This window comes from Actinopolymorpha alba DSM 45243 (assembly GCF_000373925.1).
GTDB classification, from domain to species: domain Bacteria; phylum Actinomycetota; class Actinomycetes; order Propionibacteriales; family Actinopolymorphaceae; genus Actinopolymorpha; species Actinopolymorpha alba.
This window is the reverse complement of record NZ_KB892768.1, coordinates 24,120-36,736: the sequence shown is the minus strand read 5'-3', so window position 1 is coordinate 36,736 and position 12,617 is coordinate 24,120. Positions and strand designations below refer to the sequence as shown.

General features: G+C 69.3%; 11 protein-coding genes. 10 read left to right on the top strand and 1 reads right to left on the bottom strand.

The window, feature by feature from the left end; all coding sequences use genetic code 11:
• The first annotated feature begins 117 nt into the window (after positions 1-117).
• Positions 118-1,335, top strand: a complete 1,218-nt coding sequence (locus B141_RS0122850) for a CaiB/BaiF CoA transferase family protein (RefSeq protein ID WP_040422063.1) — start codon at positions 118-120, stop codon at positions 1,333-1,335.
• On the opposite strand, the gene B141_RS0122845 is transcribed toward B141_RS0122850, so the two are convergent.
• Positions 1,305-1,994 carry a nucleoside/nucleotide kinase family protein gene (locus B141_RS0122845; protein ID WP_020577510.1) on the bottom strand — a complete coding sequence of 230 codons (690 nt, stop codon included), beginning with the start codon at positions 1,992-1,994 and terminating at the stop codon, positions 1,305-1,307. The two genes, B141_RS0122850 and B141_RS0122845, sit on opposite strands and share 31 nt — an antisense overlap.
• A 275-nt stretch (positions 1,995-2,269) precedes the next feature.
• Here B141_RS0122845 and B141_RS45985 point away from each other — a divergent pair, with 275 nt between their 5' ends.
• The 9 genes from B141_RS45985 to B141_RS0122800 all read left to right on the top strand — a co-directional run bounded on the left by B141_RS45985 (position 2,270) and on the right by B141_RS0122800 (position 12,600).
• Positions 2,270-3,313, top strand: a complete 1,044-nt coding sequence (locus tag B141_RS45985) for a CE1 family esterase (RefSeq protein ID WP_020577509.1) — start codon at positions 2,270-2,272, stop codon at positions 3,311-3,313.
• A 403-nt stretch (positions 3,314-3,716) separates the two neighbouring features.
• Positions 3,717-4,349, top strand: a complete 633-nt coding sequence (gene infC / locus B141_RS42200) for a translation initiation factor IF-3 (protein ID WP_051114164.1) — start codon at positions 3,717-3,719, stop codon at positions 4,347-4,349.
• A 169-nt stretch (positions 4,350-4,518) separates the two neighbouring features.
• On the top strand, positions 4,519-4,713 hold the full coding sequence (gene rpmI, locus B141_RS0122830; protein ID WP_020577507.1) for a 50S ribosomal protein L35: 195 nt from the start codon (positions 4,519-4,521) through the stop codon (positions 4,711-4,713).
• A 124-nt stretch (positions 4,714-4,837) separates the two neighbouring features.
• Complete coding sequence (gene rplT, locus B141_RS0122825; RefSeq protein ID WP_020577506.1) at positions 4,838-5,215, top strand: 50S ribosomal protein L20; 378 nt, start codon at positions 4,838-4,840, stop codon at positions 5,213-5,215.
• 44 nt (positions 5,216-5,259) lie between these two features.
• Positions 5,260-6,114 carry a TrmH family RNA methyltransferase gene (locus B141_RS0122820; RefSeq protein WP_020577505.1) on the top strand — a complete coding sequence of 285 codons (855 nt, stop codon included), beginning with the start codon at positions 5,260-5,262 and terminating at the stop codon, positions 6,112-6,114.
• A gap of 150 nt (positions 6,115-6,264) precedes the next feature.
• Positions 6,265-7,374: a phenylalanine--tRNA ligase subunit alpha gene (pheS, locus tag B141_RS0122815; RefSeq protein ID WP_020577504.1), complete on the top strand. Its 1,110-nt coding sequence runs from the start codon at positions 6,265-6,267 to the stop codon at positions 7,372-7,374.
• Complete coding sequence (gene pheT / locus B141_RS0122810; RefSeq protein WP_026257485.1) at positions 7,374-9,863, top strand: phenylalanine--tRNA ligase subunit beta; 2,490 nt, start codon at positions 7,374-7,376, stop codon at positions 9,861-9,863. Before pheS ends, pheT begins: the two co-directional genes overlap by 1 nt.
• Before the next feature lie 81 nt (positions 9,864-9,944).
• Complete coding sequence (locus tag B141_RS0122805; protein ID WP_020577502.1) at positions 9,945-10,757, top strand: SDR family NAD(P)-dependent oxidoreductase; 813 nt, start codon at positions 9,945-9,947, stop codon at positions 10,755-10,757.
• 262 nt (positions 10,758-11,019) lie between these two features.
• Positions 11,020-12,600: an MBL fold metallo-hydrolase gene (locus B141_RS0122800; RefSeq protein WP_020577501.1), complete on the top strand. Its 1,581-nt coding sequence runs from the start codon at positions 11,020-11,022 to the stop codon at positions 12,598-12,600.
• The last annotated feature ends 17 nt before the right edge of the window (positions 12,601-12,617 follow it).

Genomic DNA, 12,617 nt, shown 5'->3' with positions numbered 1-12,617 from the left:
GATCATGACGAGAGGCCCAACGCGAAAACGCCGAACGCGATGCACCGAGTGAGATGCACCGAGCAAGGTACGCCGAACGAAATTCGCCCAGCCGGTCGGACGTCAAGGAGGGTGCTCGTGCCCGGACCGTTGTCGGACGTGGTGGTCGTCGATCTGTCCCGCGCCCTTGCCGGGCCGCATGCCGCGATGATGCTCGGCGATCTCGGCGCACGGGTGATCAAGGTGGAGCGTCCCGAGGGCGACGACTCACGCGGCTGGGGCCCACCCTTCGTGGGGCCGCCGGACACGCCGGAGGCGACGTACTTCCTTTCCTGCAACCGGAACAAGGAGTCGGTCGTCCTCGACCTCAAGGACACCGACGGCCGGCACCACCTCGAACGCCTGCTCCGCCACGCCGACGTCCTGGTCGAGAACTTCCGCCCCGGCGTCCTCGAGCGGCTCGGTTTCTCTCCGTCGCGCCTGACCGAGCTGAACCCCCGCCTGGTCATCCTCTCCATCACCGGCTTCGGGCACGACGGTCCGGAGGGTGCGCGGGCGGGGTACGACCAGATCGCGCAGGGGGAGGGCGGCCTGATGTCGCTCACCGGGGCGAGTCCTGACGAGCCGCTCCGGGTGGGCGTCCCGATCGCGGATCTCCTCGCCGGGATGTACGGCGCGTACGGCGTGGTCGCCGCACTCCACGAGCGGACCCGCACCGGTCGCGGGCGGGTCGTTCGTACCTCCCTCCTCGCCGCGATCGTCGGTGTGCACGCCTACCAGGGCACGAGGTACACGGTCGCGGGGGAGGTGCCGCGCGCACAGGGCAACCACCACCCGTCGATCTGCCCGTACGGACTCTTCCGCTGCGCTGACGGCATCGTGCAGATCTCGGTCGGCAGCGAAGGGCTCTGGCGGACGTTCGCGGCGGCGTTCGGGCTCCCCGCGGACGAGCCGGGATTTGCCTCGAACGCCGAACGCGTGGGCAATCACGAGGCGGTGGTCGCCGCCGTGGAGAGGTCCTTCGCACGCTGGCCGGTCGCGAACCTGCTGCGCCAACTGGCGCGCCTCGGCGTACCCGCGGGTGAGGTGAAGACCTTGGACCAGGTCTACGACTGGGAGCAGACCCGCTCGCAGGGGCTGGTCGTCGAGGTCGACCATGCCACGCTCGGGCGGATCAGGATCCCCGGTCCGGCGATCCGGCTCGACGACAACCCCTACGCGGGTGGGGTCCCGGTGAACCTCGCCCCGCCGACGCTGGGCCAGCACACCGCCGAGGTCCTTGCCTGGCTCGACATGGTCACCTCCGCGGAAGAATCGGCTGAGTCCTACGCGGAGGAGACCGGCGAGCGGCGCTGACCGTCTCGACCCGCGGGCCGCGAGGTGCCGCCGAGGAGCACCACCTCCGTCTCCGGGTCGTACGCCACGTCCGGCGCGCCGTCGACGAGCAGGTCCGCTCGCTCCGCGGTGCGTTCGGTGGCGAAGTGCACCCGCTCGGCTTCTGCCCACCCGTGCCAGTACGGCCCGAAGCCGCCGTTGTCCCGGGCCACGCCGCGTTCGAACCGCAGGGCGGTCGGCGCGTCGACCCACACCTTGAGGACCGCGTCGGCATCGACCGGACGATCCGCCGAACCGACCCCCTCGACGATGAGCGCGAGACCGAGGGGGACGTCGTGCCACTCGGCGTACTCTCCGCGCTGCCAGTCATAGCGCCGGTACCGCCCGGGTCGCCCGGCCCGCAGGGGAGCGAGCACCCATTTCTCCAGCCGCTCCCAGACACCTGGCAGCCCGTCCCACCCTTCGTAGAGGTCGTCCATGTGGAGGACCTGCACGGCGGGGACGAGGTCGAGGGCGCGCGCGAGCCGGCTCGCCAGGGTGGTCTTGCCCGAACACGCCGGCCCGTCGATACAGACCAACCGGACCGTGCCCAGCCGGGGCCGCGCGGCGTGGACGACGTCGGCCACGTACGCGAGCGGATGGGGTACGCCAGGTCGGAGGCTGCCGGGGAGGTCTGTCACGGGCAGCAGGCTAGGGCGTGTCCCGCAGATCCGGCTTTCCGGAGGGGGCCGGCCCCTCCTAATGACCACGTATACGTGGTCATTAGGGGCTTCACGCGGCATGGACGCCGTGCAAAGCAGGTACTAGCCATGTGAAGTACCCGCAGGGTGTAGACAATGTGAGACAGCACCCTGGATCGACCAGAGTGTGAGACGAAGCTCGAGCAGGTGAGACGTAACCTCGCGCGCCCACCGATCGGCGCGCGACGTTGATCGAGACCGGTTATCGTCACGCCATGCCGCAGCGAGGGCGAGTCCTCACCCCGGCCGTCCTCGTGACGGTGTTGTTGTCGTTGACCGTCCTCGCCGGATGCGCATCGTGGACCGGCGGCCTGGTCGGGCCGGCCTCGCCCAGCCCGGGTGTGCCAGCCGGCGACCAGACGGACCCTGGACACCAGACGGGTGCGCAGGGCCGCACGGGAGCCAACCGCGTCGGCCTGCCCAGCCCTGGGCCGACCACCGGCTCAACCCCGCGGTCAAGAACGGACCCAGGAACAGACCCCGCAGGCACCACGCCGCCGACCGGCCCGAGCGCCCTGCCGACCAGCTCGCTCCCGACCCCGGGTGTGGTCCGGTTGGCGAGCGGCCGGGTCTACGTCCTCCCCGCGCAGCAGGACACCGCGGTACGCCGGAGCGGCACCGGCCGGCCGCTCCTCGTCGTACTCCACTCCTTCGGCGGCACCTGGACGCGCCTGGAGAAGGCGGCTGGCTTCCAGGCCCGGGCGCGCGGGCAGGGCTTCGTGGTGGCGTACGGCATCGGCCCGAACAGATCCTGGAACGCCGGCGGGTGTTGCGGATGGGCTCAGTCGCACGAGATGGACGACGTGGGGTACCTCGCGGACCTCGTGGCGGACGTCCAGCAGCGGGTGCCTGACATCGACCCGAGGCGGATCTACCTGACCGGCTTCTCCAACGGCGCCATGATGACGTTGCGCGCGCTGTGTGAACGCCCTGACCTCTTCGCGGCCGGCTTCGGCGTTGCCGGGCAGCTCGTCACCCAGTGCGCGGGCGGCGCCCCGATCCACTACCTGCAGGTCCACGGCCTGGTCGACGAGGTGGTTCCCTACCAGGGCGGGAAGGTGGCCTGGCTCGGTATGTCGTTCTCACCGGTGCCAGACCTGCCGGGCCGGGTGATCGCGCGGGCGCCGGGTTCGGTGGTCGAGATCGTCACCCATCGGTGCGGTCACGTCTGGCCAAACCAACGGCAGTGCGGCATCGACGCCGCCGGCGTGGGGTTGGCGTTTCTGTCCCGGTATGCGTTGGGCAGCGTCTCTGGTTAGCGATCCCGCGACCTCTTGGCACGAGCGGCGGGCTCGGTGGCCGCGGTGTGCTCGTGCTGGTACTCTTGGCGATCGGCCGACCTGGTCAGATGTGGCGTGGGATGTGAGTCCCCGTCGGGCACACCCCGCCGAGGGCCCCTCCCGCGGCATCCGATCGGGTCACAAGCGGAGGACCATCTCCCACCCGCAGCGATCGATTGAGGTCGTCGGGTCCGGCCGGTCGCCGAGTTCGTTGGCTCGAGTCGGCGGCCAGCGTGGCGTCCCCGCCCCGGCGGGCGATGCGGCGTACCGGAGGATGGCTTCCGCGGCGAAGGCGCGGAAGCCTTTTTCGCGTTTTCGGGTTCTTGGGAGGTGCACGCACCAGGCGGGCACCAAACATGGCACACCACACAGGAGGGTCCTCATCGCCACAGAGCTTCGCGTCAACGAGCGGATCCGGGTTCCCGAGGTCAGACTCGTCGGACCGAATGGCGAGCAGGTCGGCATTGTGCGCATCGACGATGCGCTGCGCCTGGCTCAGGAGGCGGACCTCGATCTGGTCGAGGTAGCTCCGACCGCCCGGCCACCGGTCTGCAAGCTGATGGATTTTGGGAAGTTCAAGTACGAGACCGCTCAAAAGGCCCGGGAAGCTCGGCGCAACCAGGCCCAGACGGTCATCAAGGAAATGAAGCTCCGACCGAAGATCGACCCGCACGACTACGAGACCAAGAAGGGTCACGTCGTGCGATTCCTTCGGCAGGGGGACAAGGTCAAGATCACGATCATGTTCCGCGGACGCGAGCAGTCCCGGCCCGAGCTGGGCTTCCGGCTGCTGCAGCGCCTCGCTGAGGACATCGCCGACCTCGGGTTCGTCGAGTCCCAGCCGCGGCAGGACGGCCGCAACATGATCATGGTGGTGACTCCCCACAAGCGGAAGTCGGAGGCTCGCGTGGATGTCGAGGCCGACAAGGCCCGGCGGGCCGCGGAGCGCGAGGCAGATCGCGCGGCCGCCCGCGCCGAGCGGGTGCCTCAGCCCCAGGGCGAGCGGACACCTTAGACCGCCGCCGAGCAACACCACGCCTGGAGACGGGCCCGCCGAGGCGAGGCCCCGAACCATCGTGGCGAAACGATCGCTGCCCTACGCCGGGTAGTTCCCCGGGCGGGGCAGCACGCCAGGACGTCGGGCGTGCGCTGTGCGCCCCGAACGGTCGAAGCAAGGGACGAGTATGCCGAAGATGAAGACCCACAGCGGGGCCAAGAAGCGTTTCCGCGTCACGGGCACCGGAAAGATCATGCACAAGAAGGCCAACCGCGGCCACATCATGGAGAAGAAGTCGTCCACGCGTGCGCGCCGGCTTGCGGCCCCCGCGGACGTCGCCGCTCCTGACACCAAGAAGGCCAAGAAGCTTCTCGGGCGCTGACCGCGCTCGGCAAATCGGCCCCAGCCCCCGGCCCCCTGGATCACCGGGGGACCCTGCCCATGATCCCGATGAACCATCCGCGCCCCGGTGGCGGAGCGCGGCAGTCTGAGCAAGGAGTTCGCCAGTGGCACGCGTGAAGCGGGCGGTCAACGCCCACAAGAAGCGTCGCGACATCCTCGAGAAGGCCAAGGGATACCGCGGCCAGCGCTCGCGCCTCTACCGCAAGGCGAAGGAGCAGGTCACCCACTCGCTCGTCTACGCCTACCGTGACCGTCGGGCCCGCAAGGGTGACTTCCGGCGGTTGTGGATCACGCGGATCAACGCGGCCGCCCGCCAGAACGGCATCACGTACAACCGTTTCATCCAGGGCCTCAAGGCCGCCGGTGTCGAGGTCGACCGCAAGATCCTCGCTGATCTCGCTGTCACCGACGCCGCGGCGTTCACCGCCCTGGTCGAGGTCGCCAGGAACGCGCTGCCAGCCGAGACGGAGGCGGCCGCCTGAGCGGCGCACTACGTCAGTCCTTTGGAGCTTCGACGCTGACTCGCGTGGCGGGCCCAGAGCTCACCGATCCCCGCGCCAGCCGCATCACCGCGGCTCGGCGACTCGTCAAGCGCGCCTTCCGCGCCCGTGGCCGGCAGTTCCTCGCCGAAGGACCGCAGGCGGTGGGGGAGGCGCTGGCGAGTCCGGGGGTCGTCCAGGAAATGTTCGCGACGAGCCCGGCCGCCGAGCGGTACACCGAGGTGACGGCGACCGCGGCCCGGTCCGGAATCCCGGTGCGTCTCGTCTCCGGTGAGGTGTTCGACTCGCTGGCCCAGACGGTCACTCCGCAGGGGATCATCGCGGTGTGCCGGTTCGTCGACGTGCCGTACTCCCACGTGGTCGCGTCGAAGCCCCACCTGGTTGCGGTCCTCGCGCAGGTCCGCGACCCGGGCAACGCCGGCACCGTCCTTCGCTGCGCGGACGCGGCCGGCGCCGAGGCCGTGGTCTTCACCGACGCTTCGGTCGACGTCTACAACTCCAAGTGCGTGCGGGCGTCCGCGGGCAGCCTGTTCCATCTCCCGGTCACGGTGGGCGTCCCCGCGCCTGCGGCCGTGTCGGCATTACGGGAGCAGGGGCTCACAGTGCTCGCCGCCGACGGAGCGGGGGAGCTGGACCTCGACATGGCGGCCGAGCGGGGCCTGCTCGGTGGACCCACCGCCTGGATCTTCGGTAACGAGGCGTGGGGGCTCCCCCCGGCCACGCGGGAGCTGGCCGATGCGGTCGTCCGCGTACCCGTGTACGGGCGGGCGGAGAGCCTCAACCTCGCGACCGCGGCGGCGGTCTGCCTCTACGCCTCGGCCAACGCCCAACGGGCGCCCGGTGGCTGCCGGACCTCCGCCACCGAAGAGGCCCCGGAATGATCACGTTTGCGTGATCATTCCCTACGAAACGTGGTGAATTTGGCTTGCATGGTGCAGAGATGCCGCGCGTCGTCGAGCGTGCGTCCGGCCCTGCCGGAGGCACTGCCTAAACTTTCCCGGCGTACGACTTGATGAGGGGACTCCCAGCAGATGTCGGGCCCGAACACCAACTACGACCCCGTAGAGGTCACGCCGCTGCACGCGGACGAGGTCGCCCGGATGCGCGACGAGGCGCTGGCCGCGATCGCCGCGGCGGCCGACCTCGACGAGCTGCGCTCCGCCCGCCTCGCGCACGCGGGTGACCGCAGCCCGCTCGCCCTCGCCAACCGCGAGATCGGCGCGCTGCCACCGCAGGCCCGCAAGGACGCCGGCATGCGGATCGGCGCGGCCCGCCGGGCGGTCAACGACGCGCTCGCGGCGCGTCAGGCCGAGCTCGAGGCTGAGCGGGAGGCCCGGATCCTGGTCGAGGAGGCCGTGGACGTCACGGTGCCCTGGGACGTCGAGCCCCGCGGTGCCCGGCATCCGCTGACCACCATCCAGGAGCGGATCGCGGACGTCTTCGTGGCGATGGGCTGGGAGGTCGCCGAGGGGCCTGAGGCCGAGGCGGAGTGGCTCAACTTCGACGCCCTCAACATCCCGCCGGACCACCCGGCGCGGACGACGATGGACACCTTCTTCGTCGCACCCGAGGACAACGGCGTCGTCCTGCGCACCCACACCTCGCCCGCGCAGGCGCGCACGATGTTGTCCCGTAAACCCCCGATCTACGTGATCTGCCCGGGTCGGGTCTACCGCACCGACGAGTTGGACGCGACCCACACACCGGTCTTCCACCAGGTCGAGGGGTTGGTCGTCGACGAGGGGATCACCCTCGCGCATCTGAAGGGGACTCTCGACCACTTCGCGGCGGCGATGTTCGGGCCCGGCCTCAAGACCCGTCTCCGTCCCTATTACTTCCCCTTCACCGAGCCCAGCGCCGAGCTCGACCTGCAGTGCTTCGTGTGTCGGGGCGAGTCGGTCGGCAACCCGGACCGGCCGTGTCGCACCTGCGGTAGCGAGGGCTGGATCGAGTGGGGCGGCTGCGGCGTCGTCAACCCGCGCGTCCTCACCGCCTGCGGTGTCGACGCCGAGCGCTATTCCGGTTTCGCGTTCGGGATGGGGATCGAGCGCACGTTGATGTTCCGGAACGGCGTCGAGGACATGCGCGACATGGTGGAGGGTGACGTGCGGTTCACCCGGGCCTTCGGATGGGAGAGCTGATGCGGGTCCCGATCTCGTGGTTGCGGGAGTACGTCGACCTGCCGGCGTCGATCACGGGGCGCGAGGTCGCTGACGCGCTGATCCGGGTCGGTCTGGAGGTCGAGACGGTCGAGTCCGTCGGCGCCGACGTCAAGGGACCCTTGATGCTCGGCCGGGTGCTCGAGTTCGTCGAGGAGCCACAGAAGAACGGCAAGACCATCCGCTGGTGCCAGGTCGATGTCGGTGCGGCCGAGCCGCGCGGCATCGTCTGCGGCGCTCGCAACTTCGCCGTCGGAGACCTGGTCGTCGTCGCGCTTCCAGGCACCACCCTTCCGGGTGACTTCACGATCACGGCACGCAAGACGTACGGCCACGTCTCCGACGGCATGATCTGCTCGACGCGCGAGCTCGGCGTCGGCGACGACCATGACGGCATCCTGGTGCTCGACCCGTCCGATGGCACGCCGGGCGACGACGCCGCGCCGGTCCTGCACCTGCGCGACGAAGTGCTTGACATCGCCGTGACACCCGACCGCGGCTACACGATGTCGGTCCGCGGGATCGCCCGCGAGGCGGCGACCGCGCTCGGGCTGGCGTTCTCCGACCCCGTCAAGCCCGAGTTGGCGCCGAACGTGTCCGACAAGGGTTACCCGGTGCGGGTCGACGATACGGCTGGTTGCGCGGTGTTCGCCGCGGTCACCGTCGAGGGTTTCGATCCGGCCGCGCCCAGCCCGCGCTGGCTGCAGCGACGGGTCCAGCTGGCCGGCATGCGGCCGATTTCCGCGGCCGTCGACGTGACCAACTACGTCATGCTCGAGTTCGGCCAGCCGATCCACGGTTACGACCGGTCGCGCCTGGCCGGGCCGATTGTCGTACGCCGGGCCGAGCCGGGGGAGAAGCTCCAGACCCTCGACGGTGCGACCCGCGAGCTTGATCCCGAGGACCTCCTCATCACCGACGACTCCGGGCCGATCGGCCTGGCGGGGGTGATGGGTGGCGCCACCACGGAGTTGTCCGACACCACCACCGACGTGGTGATCGAGGCCGCGCACTTCGATGCGGTCGTGATCGCCCGCACGTCGCGTCGGCACAAGCTGTCGAGCGAGGCGTCGAAGAGGTTCGAGCGAGGAGTCGACACCGCGATCCAGGGGTACGCCGCGCAGCGCGTGGCGGAGCTTCTGGTCTCGATCGGTGGCGGCCGGATCCTGGACGGCGCGACGTTGATCGGCACGCCGCCGCCGGCTCCGCAGATCACGATCCCGGCCGACCACGCCGCCCGGGTGGCCGGTTATCCCATCCCGGTCGAGGTTTTCGTACGCCGCCTCGAGGAGGTCGGGTGCGTGGTCGAGACGAGGGGCGAGGCCGGAGCCGAGCGCCTGACTGTCACGCCGCCCTCGTGGCGTCCTGACCTCGCCGATCCCAATGACCTTGCCGAGGAGGTCATCCGCCTCGAGGGGTACGACACGGTGCCGAGCGTCCTCCCGGTCGCTCCGCCTGGGCGTGGTCTTACGTCTGACCAGCGGCTGCGGCGGACCGTCGGCCGGGTGCTGGCCGGCGCCGGCTACGTGGAGGTCCTGGCCTATCCGTTCGTCGGAGAAGCGGACTTCGACCGGCTGCGGTTGCCCGCCGACGACCCGCGCCGTCAGGCGCTCCGGCTGGCCAACCCGCTGTCGGAGGAGGAGCCCCTGCTGCGCACGACGCTGCTGCCGGGACTCCTCGCGATCGCCCGCCGCAACGTCGGTCGGGGGTTCACCGACCTCGCGTTGTTCGAGCTGGGCGTGGTGTTCCGCCCGCGTCCGGACGCTCCAGCCGCACCCAGGTTGCCGGTCGACCGCCGGCCAAGCGAGGAGGAGATCGCCGCGCTCGACGCGGCTCTGCCCGACCAGCCGCGCCGGGTTGGAGTGGTGCTGACCGGCGACCGCCAACCCGCCGGCTGGCAGAGCACTGCGCGGTCAGCCACCTGGGCCGACGCGATCCAGGCGGCGCGGATCGTCGCCGAGGCCGCCGGGGTCGAGCTGTCGGTCCGCGCGGACGAGCACGCTCCCTGGCACCCTGGGCGGTGCGCGGCCCTGCTCGTCGACGGCCGGCTCGTGGGGCACGCGGGAGAGCTGCACCCCAAGGTCGTCGAGGCGTACGGCCTGCCGCCGCGCGCCGCCGCGATGGAACTCCAGCTTGACCGTCTGGAAGCGTCGATGCGGCCGGTGTCGGCACCGCAGGTGTCGACGTACCCTCCGGCGAAGGAAGACGTCGCCCTGATTGTCGACGCCGCCGTACCCGTGGCCGACGTCGAGGCGGCACTGCGCGATGGTGTCGGCGATCTGCTGGAGTCCGTACGCCTGTTCGACGTCTACACCGGCGCGCAGATCGAGGCGGGTACGAAGTCACTGGCGTTCGCGCTCCGGTTCCGCGCGCCCGACCGGACCCTGACGGACGCCGAGGTGAGTGCGGCGAAGCAGGCGGCGGTCGACGAGGCCGCGCGGCGCACACACGCGGTCCAGCGCGGCACCTGAGGGTGGGTTCGGGACGGTAACGCAGTTGGCCCCACTACAGGTGTGCCAGCACCAGCGGCGATCCGCGGGAGGAACGCGACCATGTCGGAGGGCGCGAGCACGGTAGCGCTGGTCACCGGCGCGAGCCGGGGGATCGGTCGTGAGATCGCACTGGCGCTGGCGCGCGCCGGCCTCGCCGTCGGACTGACCGCGCGAGACGCCGACGCCCTGGAGTCGGTACGCCGCGAATGTGTCGCGGCTGGGGCGCGGGTCGCGGTCGTCCCGGGCGACGTCACGGGTGCCGACCAGGTGCAAGCCGTCGTTGACGGAGTACGCGAGGCGCTCGGCCCGGTCGATTTTCTGGTCAACAACGCCGGCCGGATCGAGTCGGCGGAAGTCCCGCTGTGGGAGTCCGACCCCGACGAATGGTGGGCGATCGTCGAGACGAACCTCCGCGGGCCCTACCACTTCTGCCGGGCCGTGCTTCCTGAGATGGTGGCCCGCCACCGCGGCCGGATCGTCGAGCTCACGACGGGTGTAGCCATCCGCGACGGGGCCATCTACAGCGCCTACCGCACCGCCAAGACCGGTTTGCTGCGCATGACGGGCTCAATCGTCGCGGCCGCTGGTGAGTATGGCGTGACGGCGTTCGACGTCTCACCCGGTCACGTCGAAACCGACATGACCCGATCGATGGAGATGCATCGCGGGCGTACGTCGTGGACGCCCGTGGCGGCGGTCACCGACATCATCGTCGCCATCGCCGCGGGGCGCCTCGACGCACTGTCCGGACGCTACTTCCGTGCCGGCACTGATGACGTCGAGGACCTGCGGGCGCGGGCGGACGCCATTGTTCGACAGAATGCCCGCACCCTGCGGTTGACGCCGTACGCCGACGACGATCCGCTCGGCTGAGATTTCCGTCCCATTTACAGGCGTTTTTCGCCGAACGCCGAATACGCCTGTCCGCAACCATATTCACCGGCAGTTCACGAATGCGTTGCTTTACCGTTCTTGTTTTGGTGGCCAAATAACAGGTTCACCATTCCGAGACGGCGGTCGATGAATTCTCGCGGTGATGCTGGGAAGCCTGGCTTCAAGAGTTCACTCAGCTCGATAGTTTGACTCTGCTCGACAGTTCTAATGGGGTCGGGCGATCGACGAGGAGAGGCCAGCTGTGATCGCTACCAAGGTGACGTCCCTCGGACACGCCGGATTCTTCATCGAGGCTTCGGGTTCGACAATTCTGTGCGACCCCTGGGTCAATCCCGCCTACTTCGCGTCCTGGTTTCCGTTTCCCGATAACAGCGACCTCGACTGGGAGGCGTACCGTAACCCGGACTACCTGTACATCTCCCATCTGCACCGGGACCATTACGACCCGGAATTTCTGCGCGCCGGAGTATCGCGCGACACCACCGTCTTACTACCCGACTACAAGACTCGGGACCTGGAGAAAACCCTTCGCGAGATCGGGTTCAGACACTTCGTGGTGATGCCGAATTCGGAGTCCGTGACGCTCGACGGAAATCTCCGGGTGATGATCGTGGCGCTGGTCTCCCCGAGCGACGGGCCGATCGGCGACTCGGCGCTCGCGCTGTCCGACGGGCAGGTACGCATCCTCAACCAGAACGACGCGAAGCCGGTGGAGTTGGACGCGCTGCGGGCGTTCGGGCCTTACGACGTGCATTTCCTGCAGTTTTCCGGAGCGAACTGGTGGCCGCTGGTCTATGACCTTACCGAGCCGGCCAAGGTGGCTTTTGGTACGAGCAAGCGGGCGAACGGTCTGGCCCGGGCCTACCGCTATGTCGAGGAGGTCGACGCGAGATACGTCGTACCCTCCGCCGGCCCGGCGGCGTTCCTCGACCAGGACCTGATGCAGTACAACGACATCGACAACTCGCCGGCCAATCCGTTCCCCGACCACACCGTCTTCCTCGACTACCTCCGCGAGAACGGACGCTACAACGGCCTGATGATGCTTCCGGGAAGTGTCGCCGAAGTCACCCCGGGCGAGGTCCAGATCACCCATCCCAACAACAACGCGCTGAAGCTCTATCAGGACAAGGCGAAGTATCTGCGGGTGTACGCCGACCGCGTACGCCCGCGGCTGGAGAAGGAGAAGGCGTCCTGGGCGGTTCCCGGGATCAACATCCTCGCCGAGGTCAAGGAATGGTTCGAGCCGCTGCTGCGGGTCGCGGACCAGATCAGCGCGGGAGTCGGCGCCCAACTGTTACTCGAGGTGGGCGAGGACGAGAAGATCGTCATCGACTTCATCGATCGCGAGGTGCGGGCCTGGAACGGCGAGAAATGCAGGTACCGCTTCAGCATCGAGCGCCGGCTGGTCGAACGCCTCGTCGCCGACCACGAGATCGACTGGGTCAACAGCCTCTTCCTGAGCATGCGTTTCCGGGCCGCCCGGGTCGGGCCCTACAACGAGTTCGTCTACACCTTCTTCAAATGCCTCTCGCCGGAGCGTCTGGCCTACGCCGAACAGTGGTACGCCCAACAGGACGACACCACCGAAGAAGTCCAGATCGGTAAGTGGATGGTGCAGCGCCAGTGTCCGCACCGCAGGGCCGACCTGAGCTATTTCGGCGAGCTCAAGGGCGACCGGCTGCGGTGCACCATGCATGGGTACGAGTTCGATCTCGCCACCGGCCGCTGCATCACCGCCAGTGACCGCCCGATCAGGGCGCGGCGGGTCGGAGCGGCCGAGCGGTCCAGGGAAGAACGCCACGAGGTTCCGGAGGACTGACAGATCCTGAGGGCGGC

Bases quoted from the DNA above. Each gene is read 5' to 3' on its own strand.
- B141_RS45985 (WP_020577509.1), top strand. From the start codon at position 2,270: ATGCCGCAGCGAGGGCGAGTCCTCACCCCGGCCGTCCTCGTGACGGTG.
- rpmI (WP_020577507.1), top strand. From the start codon at position 4,519: ATGCCGAAGATGAAGACCCACAGCGGGGCCAAGAAGCGTTTCCGCGTC.
- pheS (WP_020577504.1), top strand. From the start codon at position 6,265: ATGTCGGGCCCGAACACCAACTACGACCCCGTAGAGGTCACGCCGCTG.
- pheT (WP_026257485.1), top strand. From the start codon at position 7,374: ATGCGGGTCCCGATCTCGTGGTTGCGGGAGTACGTCGACCTGCCGGCG.
- B141_RS0122805 (WP_020577502.1), top strand. From the start codon at position 9,945: ATGTCGGAGGGCGCGAGCACGGTAGCGCTGGTCACCGGCGCGAGCCGG.